At 47.7% G+C, this 24371-nt stretch carries 23 protein-coding genes; 16 read left to right on the top strand and 7 right to left on the bottom strand.

Going from position 1 to position 24371, the window contains the following annotated elements; translation table 11 throughout:
• Position 1 precedes the first annotated feature (1 nt).
• The 5 genes from ACN083_RS01450 to ACN083_RS01430 all read left to right on the top strand — a co-directional run bounded on the left by ACN083_RS01450 (position 2) and on the right by ACN083_RS01430 (position 6866).
• Positions 2-1807 (top strand): hypothetical protein, encoded by a 1806-nt coding sequence (locus ACN083_RS01450; RefSeq protein ID WP_419101051.1) that lies wholly within the window; start codon positions 2-4, stop codon positions 1805-1807.
• Between the two features lie 89 nt (positions 1808-1896).
• The gene (locus tag ACN083_RS01445) at positions 1897-3057 is read left to right on the top strand and encodes a histidinol-phosphate transaminase (RefSeq protein WP_419101050.1); all 1161 of its coding nucleotides are present in this window, start codon (positions 1897-1899) and stop codon (positions 3055-3057) included.
• A 185-nt stretch (positions 3058-3242) separates the two neighbouring features.
• Positions 3243-4364 carry a thiamine pyrophosphate-dependent enzyme gene (locus ACN083_RS01440; RefSeq protein WP_419101299.1) on the top strand — a complete coding sequence of 374 codons (1122 nt, stop codon included), beginning with the start codon at positions 3243-3245 and terminating at the stop codon, positions 4362-4364.
• Between the two features lie 4 nt (positions 4365-4368).
• Positions 4369-5349 carry an alpha-ketoacid dehydrogenase subunit beta gene (locus ACN083_RS01435; protein WP_419101049.1) on the top strand — a complete coding sequence of 327 codons (981 nt, stop codon included), beginning with the start codon at positions 4369-4371 and terminating at the stop codon, positions 5347-5349.
• Positions 5350-5381: 32 nt separating this feature from the next.
• On the top strand, positions 5382-6866 hold the full coding sequence (locus tag ACN083_RS01430; protein WP_419101048.1) for a dihydrolipoamide acetyltransferase family protein: 1485 nt from the start codon (positions 5382-5384) through the stop codon (positions 6864-6866).
• Between the two features lie 550 nt (positions 6867-7416).
• Here ACN083_RS01430 and ACN083_RS01425 read toward each other — a convergent pair.
• The 5 genes from ACN083_RS01425 to ACN083_RS01405 all read right to left on the bottom strand — a co-directional run bounded on the left by ACN083_RS01425 (position 7417) and on the right by ACN083_RS01405 (position 11954).
• A complete protein-coding gene (locus tag ACN083_RS01425; RefSeq protein ID WP_419101047.1) occupies positions 7417-8496 on the bottom strand; it encodes a hypothetical protein in 1080 nt (359 codons plus the stop codon).
• The gene (locus ACN083_RS01420) at positions 8483-9811 is read right to left on the bottom strand and encodes an ATP-binding protein (protein WP_419101046.1); all 1329 of its coding nucleotides are present in this window, start codon (positions 9809-9811) and stop codon (positions 8483-8485) included. Before ACN083_RS01420 ends, ACN083_RS01425 begins: the two co-directional genes overlap by 14 nt.
• A gap of 80 nt (positions 9812-9891) precedes the next feature.
• On the bottom strand, positions 9892-10605 hold the full coding sequence (locus ACN083_RS01415; RefSeq protein WP_419101045.1) for a LuxR C-terminal-related transcriptional regulator: 714 nt from the start codon (positions 10603-10605) through the stop codon (positions 9892-9894).
• Positions 10606-10810: 205 nt separating this feature from the next.
• On the bottom strand, positions 10811-11755 hold the full coding sequence (locus tag ACN083_RS01410; protein ID WP_419101044.1) for a hypothetical protein: 945 nt from the start codon (positions 11753-11755) through the stop codon (positions 10811-10813).
• Between the two features lie 55 nt (positions 11756-11810).
• Positions 11811-11954 carry a hypothetical protein gene (locus ACN083_RS01405; protein ID WP_419101043.1) on the bottom strand — a complete coding sequence of 48 codons (144 nt, stop codon included), beginning with the start codon at positions 11952-11954 and terminating at the stop codon, positions 11811-11813.
• A gap of 137 nt (positions 11955-12091) precedes the next feature.
• On the opposite strand from ACN083_RS01405, the gene ACN083_RS01400 reads away from it, so the two are divergent.
• From ACN083_RS01400 to ACN083_RS01385, 4 genes are all read left to right on the top strand, one after another.
• On the top strand, positions 12092-13810 hold the full coding sequence (locus tag ACN083_RS01400; protein ID WP_419101042.1) for a long-chain-fatty-acid--CoA ligase: 1719 nt from the start codon (positions 12092-12094) through the stop codon (positions 13808-13810).
• Between the two features lie 221 nt (positions 13811-14031).
• The gene (locus ACN083_RS01395) at positions 14032-14898 is read left to right on the top strand and encodes a MetQ/NlpA family ABC transporter substrate-binding protein (protein WP_419101041.1); all 867 of its coding nucleotides are present in this window, start codon (positions 14032-14034) and stop codon (positions 14896-14898) included.
• A gap of 134 nt (positions 14899-15032) precedes the next feature.
• Positions 15033-16082, top strand: coding sequence for a methionine ABC transporter ATP-binding protein (locus tag ACN083_RS01390; protein ID WP_419101040.1), 1050 nt, complete (start codon positions 15033-15035; stop codon positions 16080-16082).
• Between the two features lie 3 nt (positions 16083-16085).
• Positions 16086-16793 (top strand): methionine ABC transporter permease, encoded by a 708-nt coding sequence (locus ACN083_RS01385; protein WP_419101298.1) that lies wholly within the window; start codon positions 16086-16088, stop codon positions 16791-16793.
• A 78-nt stretch (positions 16794-16871) separates the two neighbouring features.
• Here ACN083_RS01385 and ACN083_RS01380 read toward each other — a convergent pair whose 3' ends face one another.
• The gene (locus ACN083_RS01380) at positions 16872-17588 is read right to left on the bottom strand and encodes a hypothetical protein (protein ID WP_419101039.1); all 717 of its coding nucleotides are present in this window, start codon (positions 17586-17588) and stop codon (positions 16872-16874) included.
• Positions 17566-18291 (bottom strand): HAD family hydrolase, encoded by a 726-nt coding sequence (locus ACN083_RS01375; RefSeq protein WP_419101038.1) that lies wholly within the window; start codon positions 18289-18291, stop codon positions 17566-17568. The genes ACN083_RS01380 and ACN083_RS01375 overlap by 23 nt, the downstream gene beginning before the upstream one ends.
• Before the next feature lie 111 nt (positions 18292-18402).
• On the opposite strand from ACN083_RS01375, the gene ACN083_RS01370 reads away from it, so the two are divergent.
• The 7 genes from ACN083_RS01370 (at position 18403) to ACN083_RS01340 (ending at position 24288) form a co-directional block, all read left to right on the top strand.
• A complete protein-coding gene (locus ACN083_RS01370; RefSeq protein WP_419101037.1) occupies positions 18403-18993 on the top strand; it encodes a histidine phosphatase family protein in 591 nt (196 codons plus the stop codon).
• A 37-nt stretch (positions 18994-19030) separates the two neighbouring features.
• Positions 19031-19627 carry a histidine phosphatase family protein gene (locus ACN083_RS01365; RefSeq protein ID WP_419101036.1) on the top strand — a complete coding sequence of 199 codons (597 nt, stop codon included), beginning with the start codon at positions 19031-19033 and terminating at the stop codon, positions 19625-19627.
• 22 nt (positions 19628-19649) lie between these two features.
• A complete protein-coding gene (locus tag ACN083_RS01360; protein ID WP_419101035.1) occupies positions 19650-20105 on the top strand; it encodes a VanZ family protein in 456 nt (151 codons plus the stop codon).
• Positions 20106-20236: 131 nt separating this feature from the next.
• Entirely contained in the window at positions 20237-21028 is a 792-nt protein-coding gene (locus tag ACN083_RS01355) for a DeoR/GlpR family DNA-binding transcription regulator (protein ID WP_419101034.1), read from the top strand.
• The gene (locus ACN083_RS01350; protein WP_419101033.1) at positions 21025-21987 is read left to right on the top strand and encodes a 1-phosphofructokinase family hexose kinase; all 963 of its coding nucleotides are present in this window, start codon (positions 21025-21027) and stop codon (positions 21985-21987) included. The genes ACN083_RS01355 and ACN083_RS01350 overlap by 4 nt, the downstream gene beginning before the upstream one ends.
• 216 nt (positions 21988-22203) lie before the next feature.
• On the top strand, positions 22204-23904 hold the full coding sequence (gene ptsP, locus ACN083_RS01345; RefSeq protein ID WP_419101032.1) for a phosphoenolpyruvate--protein phosphotransferase: 1701 nt from the start codon (positions 22204-22206) through the stop codon (positions 23902-23904).
• Positions 23905-24009: 105 nt separating this feature from the next.
• Positions 24010-24288 carry an HPr family phosphocarrier protein gene (locus ACN083_RS01340; protein WP_419101031.1) on the top strand — a complete coding sequence of 93 codons (279 nt, stop codon included), beginning with the start codon at positions 24010-24012 and terminating at the stop codon, positions 24286-24288.
• The last annotated feature ends 83 nt before the right edge of the window (positions 24289-24371 follow it).

Raw genomic sequence — 24371 nt, 5'->3', positions numbered from 1 at the left:
CATGACTTCTTCTCTTATAAGGTTGAAAGAATCTCACGCTACAGTGATGAGAAATATCCGAGAAGGGCACACCACCCTTCTGCGAGTAGACACGACAAGCCTCAAAGAATACTCAACACACCTACACCGCACGCACGAAATAAATCAACAGGTTGCGCAAGAACTGAGCATCATATCTGCTGATGTGATGAAGCTACTTGCCCTACACCCTCAAGGTCTTTCTCTGGGCACAGAAATCCTAGAACTATCTCAGTGCAGCACACAGCGCGCCAGTGAACAACTAGACCTTGCCGTTCGTCTCGAACAAACAAGTATCGCCTACGAACAAGCTGATTACATTGCTACGGAGCTTTTACGCACCTGCCAAACCCAACTACCGGCAGCCATGTATTGGATGGGCTCACTCTTTAGTTCAGGCGGTCCACTTGCTGACGCAACAACGCTGATGCCCGTTGCTGGTCCAATCACGAGTTTCTTAGGACAACGAATTTTCTTCGGTATGGGGTATTGGGGAGACTACCTATATAACGGTGAAGAATACGCAAACCGTCGTCGAGCAGAAAAAATGAAGCTTTACGGTATCAGCTCCCTCAGCAGAACTGCCACAGAATATGTTGAAGATAAACTCCACCGTGGAGGATACCTCAGAACATTAAACCTATCAGGAGTGCAAACATACGATGCCTCTGACAATGCAACCTTTGAACACATAGAACAGCAACTTGTTATTCCTCAAAGCCCCGCTGATTACGCACATAACTTGGATATCATATCCTCTGGCGTCAACACTATTGATGAGTTACAACACCAAGAAGGAATCAACGTCGAATACGACGGCGTCTTTTTACAACACATCCAAGACGAATCAGGACACCTCCACGGTGTAGTTGCTTACGTCCCAGGAACCGATACAGACGGTATCACTTTACATGGTGGTCCTCTTGGTGTCGCCAGTAACCTCAGCTCCGTCACAGACTCACCAGAAACACCGATGGAAGAAAGCTCTGCTGGACTACAACTATTAGATACTGCCTTAGAACAGGCAAACCTGCCATCAGATACACCCATCTACTTAGCCGGATTTAGCCAAGGCGGAGCAATAGCTGCAGTTGCATCAACACATCAACAATTCCGTAAAAAACACAATGTACAAGGAATATATCTTCAAGGCGCACCCATCGGTTCTTTGCCCCTAGCGACAGACATTCCCATACAAGTCCTTGCCGACCAAGATGACGGCGTTACCCGTATCCAAGGAACATCGCTCAACAGCACACGTACCCCAAACGTCTCAATGTTAGAGACACACTACAGAGAAACTCCTACCGGCGCTCAAGAAACTCAAGAACGTGCCCAAAAAATTCGAGAAACAACACAAATTTTTGGACATTACCCCATATGGCAAGGAAGTACATCATATTTTGCCGGATTAGTGAGCCGTCATGCCCCGACCGAACACGGATACCGCCAATACCGTATCAGCACCGAAAACTATCCACGAGCGCACCAGCCTCTACCTATGATGAAAAAGTTCTCGAAAAAACAGCATAAAACCAAGCTGTCGGTTATTGCTGGATCCACATTGCCCAGAAACCTCAGCAAACCCGAAATACTTGCTCACGACCTAAGAACAGGCACACATGTTGGGGCACATTTTGCTTCATCTATTGCCCAGAACCTTCCTGGAGAAGCCGGAAAAATCGCGAGCACCCACCAAAAAATAGAAGACATCAGCAACGACTACCTAACGCCAGAAGAAAACCCCTTCAACGAATACTGGTATGACTACCATCCTGCAAAAAGATAAGACAAAACGTCAACACTTCAACAACACCCCAACATAGATGAACAAGACGGAGGTGTAAAAGAAAAACAGAAAGAACTACACTCGAAACTATGAACAATCCTTCTTGCGATAACAACACTCAACTGCCCTCTCCACGGGCAGTATTCTCCCAATTACCTCAATATTCTGCTGGTAAAGCACCACAACCAGTACCTGGACTTGAACAATATAAACTTTCTTCTAATGAGAACCCTCTCGGGCCAGTACCAGAAGTGGCGCATATTCTTGAGAACTTCACTCAAGCTCACCGATACCCCGACCCCCTGTGTAGCTCACTACGTTACGCGCTCGCCGAGGAACACGGAGTACCTGCTGACGATATCGTAACCGGTGCTGGTAGCCTCGGTGCACTCAATCAGATTCTTGCGACCTTCGCTGGAACATCTGCTGAGGGTGGTGCAGATGAGGTGATTTATGCTTGGCGCTCTTTTGAGGCATATCCTATTTGTGTGGGGTTAGCTGGGGCGAAGAGTGTTCAGGTCCCTCTCACTGCTGAGGGCGCACACGATTTAGACGCGATGGTCGAAGCTATCACTGAGAAAACTCGTGTCATTCTTGTTTGCACACCGAACAACCCTACTGGGCCATCTGTTACAGAACACCAGCTCCGTTCCTTCTTAGATCGGGTCCCTTCACATATTGTGGTGGTCATCGACGAAGCCTACTTTGAGTTCTGTGAGGCTTCGCCGGTTATGGCGGGAGAAGAACCTCCGGTCAACGGGCTATCGGTTTATCCTGATTATCCAAACGTTATTATTTTGCGGACATTCTCAAAAGCTCAAGGACTTGCCGGTTTACGCGTCGGATACTCCATTTCTCATCCTCAGCTAACACAATATCTGAGAGTTGCAGCAACACCTTTTGCGGTGAGCAGTATCGCTGAACAAGCCGCAATTGCATCCATTAAACACCGTGACGTGGTGATGGAACGCGTGAGATATCTCGTTGCTGAACGTGAGCGTGTGGTACATGCTTTGCAGGATTTAGGGTGGTGGATTCCTACGACTCGAGCCAATTTTGTGTGGCTTAATCTTGGTGAAAATACTGCAGATTTTACGCAAAGAGCTGAATCATGTGCCTTATCTGTGCGTGCTTTTGCTCACGAGGGGGTTCGTGTTTCTATTGGAGAAGATGAAGCTAACGACCGTTTGATTGCGCTCTGCGAATCGGTTGAATATGCACCTCAGCGCCCAGAAGGAACACATTTTTAGCTCCCTTTAAGGAGGGTGAAGAAGCGTTGTGTGGGAGTGCTCTGATGACCCCATAAAATGCTTATTTGTACTGGTGAGACCGCTTTAATAAGGACACGCAGAACATCAAGTATTCAGAGTATTCCCACCAAAGAGGAATAGTGTATAAGGAGGTAACACCCACTAATCTGTACGAAGGCGGAACGATGGTAGAACGTCACCACAGTACGAGCAATATTCCACCGTTGATCCAATTGATGGATGCTTCAGCTCAACTAACCTCACACGAAGTGTTCAGTGAATACGTCAAAGACATTGGGGTAGAAGAACTTCAAGAGTTCTATCGTCAAATGGTGATTGTTCGTCGCTTCGACGATGAAGCAACCGCGTTACAACGCCAAGGCCAACTATCACTATGGGTTCCTAGCCGAGGACAAGAAGCAGCTCAAGTTGCCTCAGGGTTTGCTCTATCATCCGAAGATTATGTGGTTCCTTCATATCGAGAGCATGCGTTAGCTTTCTCTCGAGGTATTCCTCTCGAACATTTAATGCCGTTTTTTCGTGGTTCTGGAACCTGCGGGTGGGATATCAAAAAGCACCGTTTTCACCCCTATACTGTTGTGCTTGCAGCTCAAGTACCTCAAGCTGTTGGCTACGCAATGGGCCTGAAACGTCTGTCTTCACTGCAGAGCGATTCTTCCCAACCGGCAGTTGCCGTCTATTTCGGGGATGGTTCCTCTACCGAAGGTGACGTTCATGAATCAATGGTTTTCGCAGCCTCTTACGACGCTCCCGTATTATTCTTCGTGCAAAATAACCGTTGGGCTATTTCTGTTCCTTTTACAACACAGTCGCGTGTGCCCATCGCAACGAGAGCACAAGGGTACGGTTTCGAAGGGCTACGAGTAGACGGCAACGATGTTTTAGCTGTCGTCGCAGCAACCCGCTATGCTCTCGAAAAAATTCGGGCAGGAGAAGGCCCCGTCTTGATTGAGGCAGAGACCTACCGTTTAGGTGCGCATACAACAGCTGATGACCCTACGAAATATCGTGAAGAACAAGAACTCCAAGAATATTTAGCTCTAGACCCTCTCATCCGTTTAGAAAAGCATTTACGAAACTACTATGCGGTAGCAGATTCCTTTTTTGAACAGGTACAGCAGGAAGCGTCGACGATAGCTCAACGAGTACGAGACTATACACTCAATTCTGAGCCAGAAGATTTTGAGAAAAACTTCGATAACGTCTATGCACAACCGCATGCACAAACAGAAGCAGATAGAGCATTCTACCGTGAATATGTCGAAGGTTTTGAGGACGAGGACTAAACACATGACTTACGAAAATTTAGCGTTATCTAAAGCGATTACTCGTGCCTTATCTGATGAGATGTCAGCTTGTGAAGAGGTGATTGTTTTAGGTGAAGATGTGGGAAAGCTCGGGGGAGTATTCCGTGTAACGGATGGTCTTTACCAAGATTTTGGGCCACAACGGGTATTAGATACACCCTTGGGAGAATCTGGAATTATCGGTACTTCTATTGGTATGGCCATGAGCGGGTTACGCCCTGTGCCAGAGATTCAATTCGATGGTTTTGTTTTTCCTGCGTTTAACCAGATAACAACTCAGCTTGCTAAGATCCGTACTCGCTCTACTGGTCAGTTGAGTGCTCCTGTAACCATTCGTTTGCCTTATGGTGGGGCAGTGGGCGCTATTGAACATCATTCAGAGTCGCCAGAAGCTTATTTTGCTCATACGCCGGGGTTGCGTGTTGTGGCTCCGTCATCTTCACATGATGCGTATTGGATGCTTCGAAAGAGTATCCAACACCCCGACCCCGTAATCTTTATGGAGCCTAAACGTCGTTACTGGCTCAAGGGTGATGTCGACTTTTCTGCAGATGATTATGACCCGTTCCATGCAGCGATACTTCGAGAAGGTACAGACCTGACTTTGGTCACGTACGGTGCTCTTGTTCCGGTTGCTTTAGCTGCAGCTGAAGCGGCTTTAGACGATGGACACGATATTGAAGTGATTGACCTGCGTTCTATCTCTCCGCTGGATGTTGATACGGTTGCAGGTTCTGTGAACAAGACGGGGCGTGCTGTGATTGTTCAAGAAGCGAGTACCTTTGTGTCATTATCTTCAGAGCTAAGTGCTGCTGTAACAGAACAGTGCTTCTACTCTCTAGAAGCTCCTGTATTACGTGTAGGTGGTTTTCATATGCCTTATCCGGTACCAAGAGCTGAAGAAGAATTTTTACCCGGTATTGACCGCATTCTTGATGCTATTGACCGTTCGTTCTTGTATTAGAACCATCTCCCTCAGACGAAAGGATACAAACGATGTCTCAGGTATTTAGACTTCCCGATGTGGGAGAGGGCCTCACTGAAGCAGAGATTCTTCTGTGGAAGGTTTCCTGCGGTGATACTGTTGCGATTAATGATGTGCTGGTTGAAGTAGAGACTGCTAAATCGGTGGTGGAACTTTCATCCCCTTATGCGGGTGTGGTTCAGGAGTTGCACGCTCAGGAGGGGCAAACTCTTGAGGTTGGTGCTGCGTTGGCTACTATCTCGTCTTCCGAAAAGGATTCTGAGTCTACGGGGCAGAACTCTCACGAAGCTGCTGAAGACAATAACGCTCAGGGCAGTTCAGTCCAGGGTACTTTGGTTGGTTCGGGGCCTAAAGCTGACCCTATCAAGCGTCGTGCCCGTAAACGCCGTGTAGCAGATGGGGTGAAGCATCAGCCTGCGTTATCTGCTCAGCCTCAAGTATCTGATGATTCGGTTCAGGAAGATTCTCACGAACGACGTTTTTCGAGGGCGTCGTTGAGCGCCTTGACAGAAAAAGCGAGTGCTTTGTGGGAAGAAGGGCTTAAACGTCTTCCTGTTGTAGAGAAGGAACCGGTTGCTAACCAGCCGGTGGGTTCTATTCCTCGTCCGCAGATGTTGGCGAAACCTCCGGTGCGTAAAGCTGCACAGGATATGGGGGTTAACCTTGCGGATGTTGTTCCTACTGGAAATCATGGTCAGGTGACTAAGAGTGATTTATTAAATTATGTGGCTCATCTGCGTGAAAAAGATTCGACAACGGAGCAAGTTTTCCCTGAGTCTTTTTGGATACCGCAGGGCTCTGGTGGCGACCGTATTGAACGGATTAAAGTACGTGGTGTTCGTAAAGCTACTGCTAAGGCTATGGTGAAGTCTGCCTTTACGTCTCCGCATGTTTCTATTTTTGTGGATGTGGATGCTACTCGCACCATGGAGTTTGTGAAACGTCTTAAAACTTCAGAGCAGTTTGCGGGGGTTAAGGTGACGCCTTTGTTGATTTTGGCAAAGGCTGTTATTTGGGCAGCTGCTCGAAATCCTCAGGTGAATGCGACATGGACTGATCAAGAGATCCTTATTAAGCATTTTATGAATTTGGGTATTGCTGCAGCGACTCCGCGGGGTTTGATGGTTCCTAATATTAAGGATGCTCAAGAGCTTTCGTTGAAGGAACTTGCTGTAGCACTCCATGAGTTAACGGTTCGTGCCCGTGAAGGTAAAACACAGCCGAGTGAGATGGCTCAGGGGACGATGACCATTACGAATATTGGTGCTTTGGGTATTGATACGGGAACTCCGATTATTAATCCGGGAGAAGTTGCCATTATTGCTTTTGGCACGATTAAGCAAAAGCCGTGGGTGGTTGATGGTGAGGTGATTCCTCGTTGGGTGACGACTCTTGGCGGGTCTTTTGATCATCGTGTGGTTGATGGTGATTTATCTGCTCGTTTTATGGCGGATGTTGCTGCCATCTTGGAAGAGCCAGCTTTGCTCTTGGAATAGTCAGAGGTTGATATTTTTAATATTTAGGGAGAGTTTCTTCTCAACGTAAGGCCCGCAGGTACGAGAACCTGCGGGCCTTACGTCAAGGCGGTGTATTACCAGCCTTATATTCTGGATTCTCTGCGGTACTCATGATGAGTGCGAACTACCCAGAATGACAAGTGTTCTTATATGAGTTGTTGAGATGTTCTCCCCCAAGAACTTTCTCAACGGTCAAAAAGATTCTTCAATCTTCGTTGATAAGAACCTGGTGTTACACCTTGTATGTTGAATATTTTCTGGGTCCGTCCCCCAACATTCCCAGAGAATTTTTAGATGTTGGTACCTCCCGATGAGGTTGCCACTTCTCTCAACATAAAAATAATTATTCCAAAAAGTATTGAAAATGTATGTCCCTAAACTTGTTTACTTTATAGTGCAAATAAGCCTACAAAGTATTGTTTTCGCGCCGTTTACTCCACGTTACGAGAAGATATCGTATGTTATTCGTCATATGGGCGATGGGGGCTTCGGAAATATGCTATTTGGGAAGAGGAGAGAAACAGCCTTGTTAGAACTGTATAACTTCTCCAGTTCCTTGCATAATCTCGATAGCTGAAGGGCTTTCGTCATCTTCGTCATTGCCATCATGAACGACCATGACAGCAACTTTGTCGTTGGCTGGAAAAGCGCGAATCGTGATAGTTCCGCCTGTTGCGCGACCTAATAAATCAAGCGCGCATTCAGTCAGAGAGCTTTCAACAGCTTCTGGGAGTGAGCAACCGCGCTCGTCAAGAATATCCACTTTGACGCCTCTGCGTCGAGCTTTAAGGGCAGCGTCGAGAATGGAACGATTCGCAATATATCGACCACGAATAGTGTCTCTCAGCTGTGCCTCGGTAAAACGAAAGTCATCAATTTCTTCAGCTGTAATCGGAGCATCGTTATATGCGATACGGTGTAACATGCCTTCGGTCAAAGCTCGTACTTCTTGAACTCGTTGAGCGGCAATATTACTAATATCTTGTTCTTGTGCGTTATTAGATTGCAAACGCTTAATGAGTCGTATTGTTTGGCGGAGGACGCTGTCAATAGAAGCGATTTGTTGTCGGAAAATATATGCCGCTCTAATCAAAAATGCAGGAATGATGAACTCTGCCAAAATGGTGAGCGTTGAGGTAAAAAGATTTTGATGCCATTTAGCGACTAATAAAGCCGAAATAATATAGATGGCAACAGCAGTATAGGTGCGCTCCCGGAGCACTAGAATAATGCAAGTAATCAGGGTGACAGAAACGGGCCAGAGTAGCCAGAAAGGCCGTAGGTTATGTGGTAAGTCGCTCAGTGCTAACTGCGTAATAAGCATCGAAACGAACATGATGATTGGTAAAAGAATGAGCGGGAGTTTTATGCTTTTTTGTGTGGGGAACAATAATAAAATCATGTTCAACACAATGCATGCAATGAGGGTTACATCATTGCCGAGCGGGATAGCGGCTAATGATATATGCCATGTAAGGTATCCCAGAGAGAGAAGCACAAAAATTGCTAGTGAGCTGACGCGGAAGGCCGGCGCATTATAATACTTTTTAACGTTTGTAATATTGTGGTATTTTTTATTGAACATTTGACGAGTATTATGCATGGTCATCACTCGGCCATTGAATGGTGACGGTCGTGCCCCTATGATGTGCTGACTCAATAGTTGCACTCCCTCCAGCCTCTTCCATAGAACGAATCATTGATACGCGCACACCAAGGCGACGAATATCAAGATTCTTAAGGTCAAAGCCCTGCCCCTTATCGCTAACGGTGCAGTAAATATAAGATTTCTCTTCATCGACACGTTTCGTGGAATTTTTCGGTCTACGCAGTTCTGTACGAATACTAATGAAGGTCGTTCGAGTCCCAGAATGTCGCGCACTATTAGAGACGGCCTCCGTGACGGCATGAGTAAAAGCGCGTGCAGTGTCGTTTGGTATGGTGCTGTTAGGATTAGCGCGTGGGAAGGTTTGTCGTTTTTCCGGTACGAAACGTAAACGAGTATTCCAAGGATATACACCTGTGGCAATTTGTTCGGTGAGCTCTTGGAAGGTGATAAAACTCTTTGGTTCAGCTTTATAGGCTTCTTCTTCAAGAACACTAATGGCTCGTTGAGCAAGCGTACGTGTTCTATCTGCTACCGGTCCAGCCATACGGCTGGCATCGAGGAGAGCTGCCATCACATTATCGTGGACGAGCTTATCGAATTCTTGAAGGTCTTTTGACTGGTCTTTTGAACGGTTAAGCTGAAGTTTTGATGAGAGTGCATCAGAATATACGGAGTCCGTTCGTCGTGCAAAATCTTTGATATATGCGAACATCGTACCGAGGATAAGCGCCGCTATCGTAAACGTTACTGTTCGTCCAAGAGCCTCATCTAATTGAATTTCTGATGTCGCTCGATAAGACGCAAAAATCAGTCCGCCAAAAAGAGCTGCTGAAAGTCCTATAACGTTATAAATAACGGTTCGGAAATTTCCTAGACAGATGGGTGTGATGAGACCGTAAAGACCAAGAAAACGGCACCACGGCATGAGAGCAGTGCTCGTTTCAGGGGTTACTGCTAGCGGCCAGGTCAGATATGCGGCGTAGGCAATGAACAACGGGGGTAAGAGAGCCACCTTCGGCGAATCATCTTTGCGCATTCCCAGATAAATCAGACTGGCAGAATGCAGTAATACACATAAGGCGAAAATAATATGCCAGAGGGCAAAATCAATGACATGGTGACTAGGTATTGCAAGACCTTGTACTAGTAGAGCTACTGCTAGGGGCGCAAAAAATACCTCAAAAGTATAGGTCGTCGCCAGGTCATTGGCTGTGCGGTGCTGCCGGGATTCCCCAGAGAATAAGGTCCGGAGCGAAAAACCCTGTTGCAAGGAGCGTGACAGGTCTTTTGTAGCTCCAGTTCTGAGTCTATTCAACCTATTTCCTATAGTGGGGGCTACGATCTCTACTAATGCAGAGAACAGTATAGCAGTTATGTTTTGCGGTGCTTACCTGATTAGAAGTAACGTTCTGCGCTGCTAATATCTTCCATAGTGTCGACCAGTCCATCTTCAATAGCACGAATTCTAAGGTCAATCTTCGTGGGGGCAGGACGGCCTACGCGCGCGTATTTTTCACGAATACGATCGATATTAGTTTTAACCGCAGACTGTTTGATACCCATACGGCGTGCTACCTGTACTTGCGCGAATCCTGAAGCGTATAGACGCAAAGTTTCTTGCTCTCGAGGAGAAAGATTTGCTCGTGAGAACTCGTGGTCTCCGTCGATAGCTGCGGCGAGTTCTTTAGTGACAACAGCTTTACCATCAGCAATATTTTTTGCCTCAGCTAGTGCATGTTCTAAAGGCTCAGATTTACGGACAAGGCCAAGTGCGCCAGACTTCAACGCTTCACGAATCAGTGCGGGGTTCTCACCGATGGAGAAAATGAGGACTTTGACTCCGGCTTGACGTAATAATTCCACGTTTTCGCTAGGACGGGAACGGTCTTGGAGCGACAGGTCTAAAAGTACAACATCGCAGTCTCGTTTAATTTTTCCAAGGTCTGCAGTGCTGGGGTTACGGGGGTTGCGCCCTAAAGCTACTAATAAGTCATTGACGGTAGGGGAAGCTGCTACAAGCTCAACTGCTTCTGCTTTTTCTGCTACTGCACGCATACCTTCGCGCACGACTTCATGGTCATCGACAATTGCTACTCGTGTAAGAGTCATTTTTTCCCCGTTAGATACTCTGGTTTCCTGCCAACTCACGCGCTGCGTGGGATATGGGTTCAGTTCACCTCAATGATCATTAAAATATATGAATTATTTTATGCTCTTGTGAACCAAAACTAGGTTCAGCTAGATGTAGTAACATCTTACAACTTTAGTTAATAAGACGTGCTAAATTTTATACTTCGCAAGCCTAATAAAAATTTTAATCTCTTATGTTACGTTCTTGCTCCTGAACGACCTGCTTGCCGTACCTTAGCCCAAAGAAAGAGCCCAACAACGAACCCGTAAAAATGCAGATAGCCGACCCCGCAAATAGCAAGAACCCATACGGGAAATTCTCTGCAAATAATAGCGTGAGCGAGGGGATATGGAACGGCTGAGCGACCACAGGAATAAAAGAGAAAATAACCGTGATGACAACGAAAAGACCGTGCCAAAGCATAATGCCCAAAGACTGTTTAAACGGGCTAACTCGTGTCAGACGAGTTGCCGTATAACCGGCAAAAGAAAAAGCAATACCATAGAGCAATGCGGTGCTTACCACCCATAACTGTATGTTGCTCATAGTGCTTTCAGACGCTGTTAACATTGCCTGAATTGCGCTTGTATGTTCTGAACCGTAAGAGGATGTTAAACCGAAACGATCCCCTAATAACGATATTGCAAGGTCATAGAAGTTTAGAAGAAAACCAAAAAGGGTGTAGCCAACAATCCAACCCAAGAAACACGGTAATAACTGCATCTGCATCAGGCGCACCGGCATACCAGTCTTCGGGTGAATAGCATGACTTGTTTGAGGCTGAGAACCTGAAGGCTGCGAAGAGTTCCTCTGCGGAGGAGCCGAAGCCGAATACTGATTGAATGGAGCCGTTGGAGGCTCCTCCATATAGTGTCCGTGTCCTTGTTGATGGTAGTTCGATGCTCCGCCTATCACCTGAGTGGGGGCGTCAAAATCATAGGAGGAACCCTTCTGCGTGCTACGAGTATTAAAAGGGCGCGTTGGCCCATCCTCATGAGAGAGTACCTCTGTAGGGGTATCGTCGTAGAACCCAGCATCATAGGAGGGAATGATACGAGTGGCGTCATCATCAGCCGGATAAGGGTCTTGACCGGCAGGACGATTCTGCGAACTATGATTTCTATTCATCTTCAGCGCCTTGGACTTTGTGGACAACGGGTGTGCTATTCAAACCTAAGATGTATCAGCTGTTAAAGAATGCGGTTATTGCAATGATGGCAACCCCAATCAGAATCGCAATAGCCCCACCAATCAACATTCTTTTTGTGATATGACGAATCAGCTCACTGAACTCTTCTTCGGTAATAGGTGGAAGTTTTTTAGCCATATAGCTAAGTATGTCAGTGAATAGCCATAAATGGTATAAAGACTGTCCCAGGAGAGAAAGATGAAGTATCTCTCTTCAAGGATGTTCCCCTGAGAGAGTTATGCCCGCATAGTGGTTTTCGTGGCACAATCATAGGTATGCAAAAAGCTAATAACACTGCTCAGAATGATTTTCCGTTAGCTCATCGTCCCTGGTACAAGAACTATTGTGCTGGTGTTTCTTATGACTTAGACCTTCCTGATACTTCGCTAAGTCATCTAATGGAAAAAGCAGTGCGTGAAGTCCCTCAAAAAGTTGCTTTACAATTTTTTGGAGCCACAACAACGTATGCAGAACTAGGCGAACAAATTCGTTGTGTAGCTGAGGGGCTTCGTCTGGCGGGCGTGAATCAGGGGGATAGAGTTGCTCTCATTCTTCCGAACTGCCCTCAGCATATTGTTGCTTTCTATGCGGTGATGCGTTTGGGTGCTGTGGTAGTAGAACATAACCCGTTATACACCTCTGCTGAACTCCGCCATATGTTCGAAGACCACCGAGCAAAAGTCGCAATTGTGTGGGATAAAGCAGCAACAAACGTGACTAATTTGCCAGCTGACGTACGCCCCCAACGTATCTATTCAGTGAACATGTTAGAGGCCATGCCTTTGCATATGCGTGCGGCTCTTAAACTTCCGCTCAAGACTGCTCGTTCCTCCCGCGCAAAACTTACAGCACCTGCTCGCGGAACAACGCCGTGGAAAACGCTCCTTAAAAACTCTCCGATTGACCCTTCACATCATCGACCAACCGCTCATGACTTAGCACTGTTGCTCTACACCTCAGGCACTACTGGACAGCCCAAAGGCGTAATGCTTACGCACCGTAACTGCGAAGCAAATGCGCGTATGGGAGAAGAGTGGATTCAACCAGGGGACGATGAAGTCATCTATTCGGTACTTCCCCTATTCCACGCCTACGGGATGACACTTGGACTGACGATTGCAGTGGTCTGTCAAGCTCGTCTCGTGATTTTTCCAACAGTCGATATCGACTTGATCCTCAAAGCAATGAAGAAAGTTATGCCAACGATTCTTCCTGCTGTTCCTCCGGTTTATCGTCGTTTACTAGACCGTGCAAAGGAACAAAATTTCTCCCTCAAGGGAATTCGGTATGCTGTCTCTGGTGCGATGAACTTACCGAAAGAACTTGTTGCTGAATGGGAAGAACAATCTGGCGGGTACCTTATTGAAGGGTACGGGCTCACTGAGTGTGCTCCTCTGGTGACCTGTAACGCCCTCAACGATACTCGGCGAGCCGGATCTATTGGTGTGCCGTTTCCTGGGGTAGATATTCGGGTCGTGAATCCTGAAACCTTAGAGGATGTTGCCCTTGGGGACGAAGGCGAACTATGGGTTAGAGGCCCACAACGTTTTCGCGGGTATTGGAAGCGTGAAGAAGCAACGATGAAAGCAATTACTCCGGATGGGTGGTTACGCACCGGAGATATCGTGACTTTTGATGAAGACTATTACCTATACGTGGTAGACCGCATTAAAGAAGTCATCATTACGGGAGGTTTCAACGTTTCACCCACTGAAGTTGAGGTCGCTTTACGTCAACATGATTCGGTTCAAGATGCTGCTGTGGTGGGTCTGCCTCAGCCTGGTGGCGGCGAGATGGTTGTCGCCGCAGTAGTGCCGGTAGAGGGCTGCGCGATAGATGAAAATGAGCTGCGTGAACATTGCTACGGTCTTGTTACTCGGTATAAAGTGCCCCGCAAAATCTTTGAGGTTGATGATTTACCGCGTTCCATGTTGGGTAAGACCCTGCGTCGTGAAGTGCGGAAGAAATTAGAAGAGAAATACGGAGAACAGTAATATTACGTTTTGTGACATTATTGCGCTTCTTTTCGTTAAAACTATGAAAAACGACCTCGTAACGTAACGAGTTCGCACTCATCGCTCCATCATGTTTGAATGATAACTACCTCCTTACCAAACACAGGAGGACACCACTTGATTAGCGGTAGAGCTACCAGAAGGTTCTGCTCAAAAAGTGGTTGCACAACAAGCACACAACAACAGAAAGATTCATAGCCGTGAAGAAATTTGTTGCCACTTTGGCTCTCCTACCGCTAGCTTTCGGGCTCTCTGCATGCGGTTCCACTCAAACCCCAGCAGAAGACAACAAAATCACCATCGGAGTTGTCGGGGCAGACCCCGTCAACGAAAAACTCAAAGAAGTAGCTGCCGATAAAGGCATCGACATCGAATACAAAGAGTTCACCGACTACACTCAGCCCAACCCCGCACTACATAACGGCGATATCGACCTCAACTGGTTCCAACACATCGCATACCTCTCAAACTACAACGTCGAAGCAAACGACAACCTCCAAATTGTCGGTCCCACCGTTATTTACCCCATGGCACTGTTCTCCAAGAAACACACTTCTGTAGCCGACATCCCTCAGGGCGCAGAAATCGCCATCCCCAATGACACCGTCAACGAAGCGCGAGCGCTACTTCTTCTCAAGAAAAATAACCTCGTCACCTTCACCTCCGATGACGTGAAAAACCCTTCCGTTGACAATGTCGACACCGCACAGTCAAAGGTTAAAATTACTCCTGTTGACGCTGCACAAACAGTGCTCTCTTTAGAATCTGTTGACGCATCAGTAATCAACAATGACTTCATCCGCGACGCAAAGCTCAACCCCAAAGACGCTTTAGCTCAAGACGACCCAGCCGATGACTCCGCGAAGCCTTACGTCAACCTATTTGTTGCCAAAGCCGATAACGCTGACAACGAAAAATATAAGGAAATCGTCAAGCTTTTCCACACCCCAGAAGTTCAGGCAGTCGTCCAAGAAGACACTGAAGGAACCGCTGTAGAAGTAAACACCGACGTCAAAGACCTTCGTGAAGCACTCAAGAAAGCAGAAGACGAGAAACGTCAAAGCTAATCTTCCTCACATAAGTAAAGCGGTAGCTGATTTTTATGGCAGTCTTAAGGACCTACCAAAGATTGCAATATCAGTTACCGCTTTGCCTTGTATAGAGCATAGCTAGAGACGAACAACATCCCGAAAGCATCAGTATGAGTACCGCAGCACAGCAGGAGAACCCCACACCCATGGTTGTTCTCGACGGCGTCACCAAACAATTTACCGTCGGAAAGAACATCGTCACCGCCGTCAACAACGTTTCACTAGAGATTATGCGTGGAGAAATCTTCGCTATCATCGGATACTCTGGCGCCGGAAAATCAACTCTCGTCCGACTAATCAACGGATTAGAAACCGTGACTTCTGGAAGCCTCAGCGTTGACGGATTCACCATCTCTGGAAAAAAAGAATCTGAGATTCGTGTTGCTCGACATAACATCGGCATGATTTTCCAACAATTTAATTTGATGAACTCCCGAACAGTTGCAGCAAACGTCGAATTTCCCCTCAAAATTGCTGGATGGGATAAAGCAAAACGCCGTGAACGAGTCGAACAAATGCTGGAATTTGTGGGACTCAGCGACAAAGCGAAAAACTACCCCGATCAGCTTTCCGGAGGACAAAAACAGCGTGTAGGTATTGCGCGTGCGCTCGCAACATCGCCCTCTCTCTTATTAGCAGACGAATCAACATCTGCACTAGATCCAGAGACTACCCACGAGGTACTTGCTCTTCTCAAAAAAGTTAATGAAGAACTCGGAATTACCGTCGTTGTCATCACACATGAGATGGACGTTGTTTCGACCATCGCCGACCGTGTTGCTGTCATGGAAAAAGGTGCAGTGGTAGAACTCGGTAACGTCTATGACGTTTTCTCAAACCCTCGCACAGAAGTTGCTCGACGCTTTGTCGCCACCACCGTTAAACAAACTCCACGTGGCAATTACGCTAAGAAACTGTGCCGACAACACCGTGGATACCTCATTAACATCGAGGTGACAGAAGGAAACTACGGTATCGGTAAAATTCTTTCTAACCTTAGCGCACGTGGGGTGCAATTTAACTTTGTACAAGGTGGTATGGAAACCCTACAAGGTAAAAGCTACGGAAACCTAACCCTCGAACTCGTTGGGGACGTTACAAGTATTGATGCGGTTGTTGCTGAACTTGCCACCGTTACCGCCGTAAGAGAGGTTCGCTAAATGATGAGCGCTTTGACAACTGCTAATGGCACTCTTCTTGCCGCTAATGACGTGGACTGGGATAAATTCTTACCCCAAAAACTCTTTCCCGCCTTATTCGACACCATCTATATGGTCTCGATTACGATGATTATTGCTGGTTTCGTGGGGTTAGTAATTGGCGCTTTGCTGTACACCACACGACAAGGGAATATTCTGGCAAATCGACCCATCAACATCTTGTTGAACGTCATTGTTAATATTGTTCGCCCTATCCCTTTTATCGTCCTTCTGGCAGCTTTAGGGCCGTTGACCTCAATTGTTGTGGGCACTCGCCTTGGTGTGAATGCTGCTATTTTCTCGATGTGCTTTGCAGCTTCTTTCGCTATTGCCCGTATCGTTGAACAAAACATGGTTTCTATCGATCCTGGTGTGATTGAAGCAGCTCGTGCTATGGGAGCATCCAAGATGCGTATTCTTTTCACCGTCATGGTGCCAGAAGCACTTGGCCCTCTCATCCTTGGATACACCTTCTTAGTTATCGGTGTGGTTGATATGTCTGCAATGGCCGGTTACATCGGTGGTGGCGGTCTTGGTAAAGTCGCTTTGGTCGACGGTTACCAGCGTTTCAACGATGCGATTACATGGGCTGTTGTCGCTATTATTATCATTTTGGTTCAGCTCATTCAGCTTGTCGGTAACACGTTAGCTCGTAAAGTGATGCGCCGATAAGGTTTGTTAAAGAGAAGGGGTGGGGTGAAACTCTCTAAGAGTTTCACCCCACCCCTTCTAGTGTGTTCAGTGTTTTTGTTATCGTCCACTAATCCATGATGAATCGTAGAAATCTTCATCGTCATGGCGTTTTTTATCTTTTGCAAGATCTTGAGCTAGACGTTGTTGCGCATAATCGGTAGGGCGAATGATGCTTTCATCATCGTCGACAGGGGTATAAACCGATAAGAAGTTAATACCGTAGATAAGTGCTGCAACCAGAAGAAAGAGCAATGAAAGCTCATTCCATAGGACAACGTGGCTTCGGGTAAGAGCAATCTCTTCATGCTCAAAAATCTTCGGAATAATACTCATACTTGCTATGGCGCACAGCACCCCAAGAACTGCTAGAACATGGGCGATACGAAACCACCGTTTATGGCGCCGATGAATGTGCAATGTTCGATAGCTTGTGCCAAGAAGCCTCGTATAACGGCGCCTTGCCATCATTAAAATCGTGGCCCCGACGATGACAATGACAATTCCTGCGACTATTGCAACAAGATAGGAACTCAGGAACCCCAATGTGGTGCTTAACAACCCAATGAGAATGACCGTGAAGCTCAGCCCCGAAACCATTCGCATTTTTGCGTTGATAAGTCTTTGCTCAGATACAACGGTGTTGGTATCTTCGGGTGTTTGCGGTATCTCCCAGAACTCGCGGTAATACTCGAGTTCTTCTTCGTCCATTTGGTCGAAGCGAAGACCGTACTTCCCGTTGTGTTGGGGTGATTTAGGAGTTGGGGTGGTGCTCACGGTATAGCTCTATCCATCGCTTAATTTGGGTGAGGAACTTTTCGTCACGGAAGCTATCGAAATGCCCCTGAGCTGCTGGAGCATGCTCAATATCTTGGGTGTACACCATGGTGACGGTTCCAGCTGTTTGAGCCGCACGTGTTCCCGTTGCGGAATCTTCAAAGGTGAGGGTGTCTGCAGGGTTTCCGCCGAGGCGACGGATAGCTTCTAAATACATATCGGGCGCTGGTTTAGGTTGAGCAACCGCATCTGAACCAACCCATGTTTGAAGGTACTGGCTATATTGGTGGTGATTGACTTTGTATGTCAATAATTCTTGACTGCTATTGGAAGCTACCGCAACCGGCATGACTTCAGCTAGTAATGCCATGACTTCTCGAGCTCCTGGTATGAGCTGAACTCCATCACGAATCACATCGTGTTCTACACTCATTAAATGATGCAGAATTTTCTGGTAGTGTTCTTCTGCTGCTGTCTCGGTGGCGTCGTTGGGTAGTGTCTTATCTGCGAGGGTGCGGGCGACCGCGGGAGCTGCCGCCCCGACTAATTGCCGTTCAATATCGGGAGTTAGCTCTGTTCCGTACTCTTTGAAAATTTGTTTTTGGACGGCATTCCAGCTGCGTTCAGAATCGATGAGTATTCCATCACAATCGAAGACGGCACACGTAGGAAACCATGCGGGGTCAACAGAATGAGTAAACATAGCTTCATTGTTTCATATTCATGAAGTCGGCGGAAGATACACCAAGAACTGTGCCTTATCTCTATACTTCAAACTCTTCGCTTCTTCTAAGAGTTTGAGATAATAAGAGGCATGGGTTCTTTATCTTCTGATTTTTCTGCTCGCATGGTATTGATTCGTCACGGGCAAACAGCGTGGAATGTTGAGCGTCGTTTTCAAGGCCGTAGCGATATTCCGTTGAATGATACAGGCCGAGGGCAAGCACAAGTAGCCGCTCAAAATCTCACTGACTACCAGCAACAGATACGTGAACACACTCCTGAGTTTGCTTGGGAACTAATCGTCACTTCTCCGCTTTCGCGCGCTTATGAGACAGGAAAAATCATTGGTGAGCATCTAAACCTAGATGTTTCTGGTACACATGAAGGACTTCAAGAACGCTCCTTCGGCGCTGCGGAAGGGCTCGTCGCAACTGAATATCACTGGCGTGATATTCAAGAGCAATTCCCCGACGTTGAACCTCTTTCTGAGATGATTCAGCGCGGTATTAACGCTCTTAAAGAGATCGTTGCCAAGCATCCTAACCGCCATATTATTGTGGTGGCCCATGGTCTATGGATTGCTCAAATCATGACGGCGTTGACTGGTGAAGAACACAGTATCCCCGAGAATGCTTCGGTGACTGAACTGCCACTTCACACCCTTGAGTCTTATCAAGGATAGAACTTTTATACTCCTACTAACGCGCGAAGGAAAAAATATGCATGATGTAGAGCCTCTTCTGACGGGATCTTTGCTAATGATTCGTCATGGGCAAACAGACTGGAACAGAAAAAGTCTCATGCAAGGCTCTAGCGATATTGAACTGAACGAAGTTGGTCGTGAACAAGCTCTCGACACCGCTCAGAAACTAACTCAGGAGGGCATTCGTTGTGATGTGATAGTGTCTTCTCCGCTATCGAGAGCCTTAGAAACCGCTCAAATTGTTGGCAACTATTTGGGTGTGGAGGTTTCGAGAACGTATGAGGGCCTTGTTGAACGTCATTATGGGGAGGCTGAAGGGCAAGATATTTCTTTTGAAGCTCGCCGTGAACCAGACGCCTTTTATCAAGGAGTCGAATCAGAACGTTCAGTGTACGTTCGCGGTATCAAAACTTTACGTCAGATTGTCTCAGACTATCCTGGACAACATATTATTGCGGTCTCTCACGGTTCACTGATTCGTCGTGTGCTAAGTGCTTCTCGAGGAGAAGAATGGAAAGAAACCGTACCTAATGCTCAGGCTCTGGAGATTCCTCTTGATGGCTTGTTCCGTTGGGCAGAAGAGAACGAACCTCTTCTGGTGGGTAAACCATAGGGTATTTGAGTACGAGGTCTTGATGTTTGTTCCATCTGCACAACGGCTGTTATACCGTGCAGCTCAGCTAAGTTTTGGGCTATATCTTCTGGCATTGGGTTTTATCGTCCTTTGGCCAAGACATATTGATGATAATAGCGGCGGTTTATGGCTGGCTGAGTTCTTAGCACACTCGCACGAAGCGGGATGGTTGCCGTCTTGGTTTACGTATTCGACTGTGGAATGGTTGAGTAACGTTATTTTATTTGTGCCAGGAGGTTTTCTGGGTACTTTACTCGTTCGGCGACGATACCGTTCTTACGTGCCGCTTGTGGGTTTTTTGGTAACGTGTACGATTGAGTGTATTCAGTTGTTTTTACCACAGCGTACAAGTTCTTTCTTAGATATTCTTGCTAATACTTTAGGAGCTTCCCTCGGTTGGGTCTTTGCGGTGGTAACGTTGAAGTATTCCTCGTATCGGTTGCGTCGTAGGGCTTAACTCGGGTGAGAGAATAACAACACATATTATTGTGTGGGTTCGTCTCTTATTACATTGACGAAACAACATAAACCCACATAAAATCAAATTCACAAGGCTTATTCATTTCCACAATACAAGGTGATTTTCTTATGTTCGCTGAAGAACGCCGCGCTGAAATCGCGAAGCTCGTTGCCACCGCGCGTCGAGTCAATGGCGCAGAACTAGCGCGCCGTTATGAAGTCACAATGGAAACAGTTCGCCGAGACTTAGCAGCCCTCGAAGCTGAGGGACGCCTACGACGAGTCCACGGCGGTGCTGTAACCGTAGAACAATCTACCTCCGTAGAATCTTCTATCGCATCTCGCCAGCGAGAAAACAATCCAGAAAAAAATCGTATTGCGCGCAAAGCATACGAACTCCTTCAAGAATCCGATGCCGGAGCTATCGTTCTTGACGCTGGAACAACGATACAGATTCTCGCTGATTGTATCGCAGCAGAAGACTTCAGCCTCAAATCTGGGGCAGACCGTCTCATCATCACTCATGCGTTACACATCGCCGTTAAACTAGCTGAAGCTGACGGCATCGTTCTAGACCTCATCGGTGGCCAAGTCCGAAAAATGACGTGGGCCGCCATCGGCTCACGCACTGCAGAACACTTTGCCTCCATCCGCCCCGATATCGCTTTTATCGGCGTCAACGGGCTAGACGCAGACTTCGGACTCAGCACCCCCGGAATTAACGAAGGAACCGTCAAAACCGCGATTGTAAAATCTGCGCGTCGAGTGGTACTCCTCTGCGACTCAGCAAAGTTCGGACGAGAATCACTAGTACGTTTTGCGGGGCTAGAAGACATCGACGTCCTTATCACCGATAAAGCTCCAGACGGTGATTTAGCTGCCGCACTTGAAGAATCCAATGTAGAGGTACTGATCGCATGATCATCACATTAACTGCTAACCCAAGCATGGACCGTACCGTAGAACTGCCCGGAGTCCTCCAACGAGGGGCAGTCATACGAGCTGAACACGCTGTAGACGACCCCGGCGGAAAAGGCGTCAACATCGCCCGCGCCCTCAAAGTATCTGGCTTCGACACCGTCGCGATACTTCCCGGCGACGACGAAGACGCCGTCCTAGGATGCCTACGCGAAGAAGGCGTCAACTTCACCAACATGCCCATCGGTGCGCCCATACGCTCAAATATCACCATCGTCGAACCAGACGGAACCACCACCAAAATCAATGCTCCCGGTGAACCTCTCAACGACGTGGCACAACAACAACTCACACGCCTCCTAATTAAAGAGACTCACGACGCCTCATGGCTAGTTCTTGCAGGCTCCCTACCCTCGGGTGTTCCCAGCGACTACTACGCAGTAGTCGGTCGCGCTATTCGCGAAGCTCAAGGAGAAAAAGCCCCACTCATCGCGGTCGATACATCCGGTACCGCCCTACGTGACGCAGTCACCGGACAAGACGGAATGCCAAACCTCATCAAACCTAACGCCCAAGAGCTCGCTGAACTCGTCGGCACACCAGAAGCCTGGGAATCCCTCGAAAAAGACGCAGAACTCACCGCACGTACAGCTAAAGAGCTAGTCGACCGTGGCATCGACACCGTCCTCGCCACCCTCGGCAGCAATGGCGCTGTTCTCGTCACACGAGAAGGCGCATGGCACGCCATACACGAACCTGTAAAAGTCCGCAGCACCGTCGGAGCAGGGGATTGCGCCCTTGCCGGCTATCTAATCGCCCACGAACTCGGCAAAACCCCCGTGGAATGTTTAGTACAAGCCGTAGCTCAAGGCTCAGCTGCTGCAGCACTACCAGGTACTCAAGTTTCGACCGTAGCAGAAACTCGCACCGACGCCGTGAGCGTTCGAGAGATAACCCTCTAGTTTCTCTATGGCCTGAAGTAGTGACTTCTTGAAACCATAAAACCACGTTTCAAGAAGCCAATATCATTTCTGATAAGGGAGGAGCGCTCGCCTGCTCTAGATGATGTCTACACAACTATAAACAAAAAGGGAATCTTGTCTAAGGCGTGAGCATTGCTCAACGTACACGCAAGATATAGCGATATTTTCGATACATAAGGAATAGAGGAACTCTACATGACTACTACCTATAAAGGCGTTGGCGTTTACGCCGGTCGCGTTATTGGTCCGGTACTTCAGATGCCAGACCCCATCAAAGAACCTAAAGCAGGCTTGCCGCTAGCTGAAGGCGAAACTGCAGAACAAGCCGCTGAGCGTATTCAGCAAGCAGCTCAGGCGGTCAAAGCCGATCTTCTAGAGCGTGCCGAAAGCGCAGGACGAGATGGAAAAGCCGTCCTCAAATCTACTTCTCAGATGGCAACTGACCGCGCACTCCTTAAAGGCGCTATTAAAAAGGTAGAGGCACAAGGCCTAGCCCCCGAACGTGCTATCTGGGAAGCTGCTAGTGACTTTGCTCGGCAGATGGAATCACTCGGTGGTTACATGGCAGAACGCGTTACCGACATTCATGACGTGCGTGCTCGTATCGTGGCAGAACTCACCGGACAGCAAGCACCAGGCGTACCTAAATCAAATGAGCCTTTCATCTTGGCTGCTGTAGATCTTGCTCCTGCCGACACTGCAACTCTTGACCCCTCTCAAGTTATCGCCTTGATTACTTCTGACGGTGGACCTCAAGCACACACCGCAATTTTGGCGCGTGGACTTGGCCTTCCTGCTGTTGTTGCTGCTAAGGGAGTTACCGAAATTCCTAACGGAACCAAGGTATATATCGATTCCAACGAAGGCATTATCGAGACTAGCCCTACTGCTGAACACGAAGAAGCAGCTGCTAAATATGCAAATCGTAAGCCTCTACCTGACTTCACTGGCAAGGGTGAACTAGCCGACGGAACCCACGTTCCCCTCTACGCTAACGTTGGTGACGGAAAATCTGCAGAGAAGGCTGCTAGCAAACAGGCTGAAGGCGTTGGACTACTCCGCACCGAATTTGGCTTCCTCGGTAACGACACCGAACCAAGTGAAGAGACTCAGGCAGAGACCTACAAATCAGTCTTCGATGCTTTCCCTGGTCAACACATTGTTGTTCGTACCCTCGACGCAGGTGCAGATAAGCCCCTTCCCTTCTTGAACGTTACAGAAGAAGAAAACCCTGCCTTGGGTGTACGCGGATTCCGCACCGATAACGCTGTTCCCGGTGTTCTAGAGCGCCAGCTTAAAGCTATTAAGCGTGCCTCTGACGCTACCGAAGCTGACATCTGGGTGATGGCGCCGATGATTTCAACGACCTCTGAAGCTCGTAAGTTCAAGAATATGTTGGACAAAGCCGGCATTAAAACTAAAGGTGTCATGGTAGAGACCCCAGCTGCAGCCGTAAACGCTGAAGCTATTTTGGGTGAAGTTGATTTCATCTCCATCGGAACCAACGACCTCACCCAATACACCATGGCAGCAGACCGTCTTTTGGGCGACCTTGCTCACCTGAACAACCCATGGCAGCCTGCAGTCTTGAAAATGATTAAGCTCACCGTTGAAGGTGCACGTAAAGCATCAGAAACCCACGGCGTCAAAAAATATGTTTCGGTGTGTGGTGAAGCAGCATCAGATCCTGCCTTAGCTGTTGTTCTCGTCGGACTTGGCGTAGACACCTTGTCTATGAATGCTGGTGCTATGGCAGCTGTTGCAGCAGTTCTTCGCTCCGTTACTAAAGAACAAGCGGCAGAAATTGCGGCTGACGCTTTGGCACAGATTTCTTCTGCAGAAGCTAAAAACGCAGCACGTAAGAAACTCCCTGTTCTTGAAGAACTCGGTCTCTAAAAACAAACCGACATAGGCTGGTTTGGTAGTGCAAAACCTATCCAATCTGTCCTAGACTCGATAGTGGGATAACTTTTCCCGCACTCTTATCTCAAGGAGAAAATCATGGCAGAACGTATCGCCACCATCGCAAGCCGTGTTGGCCTGCACGCACGCCCAGCAGCTATCTTCGCAGAAGCAGCTGGCGACCTTCCCGTAGAGGTAACCATCGCCGCTGAAGGTGAGCCAGCAGATGAGGCTATGGACGCAGCTTCCATCTTGTCTTTGATGTCTCTTGGCGCAAAGCACGGCGACCGCGTTGTTCTTCGCGCAGAAGGCGAAGGCGCCGAGGAAGCTCTCGAATCTCTTGTAAAGATTCTTGAGACCGACCACGACGCTGAGTAGTCTTTAAACAATTTGTCGATGCCCCGTCTTGTATGCAATGTATGAGGCGGGGCATCGTCATGACATTACGTTCTACGCTAAGC

It is taken from the genome of Rothia sp. CCM 9418, assembly GCF_048512825.1.
Lineage (GTDB): Bacteria > Actinomycetota > Actinomycetes > Actinomycetales > Micrococcaceae > Rothia.
Note: the sequence above shows the minus strand (reverse complement) of the source record. Positions and strands in the feature narration are given on the sequence as shown.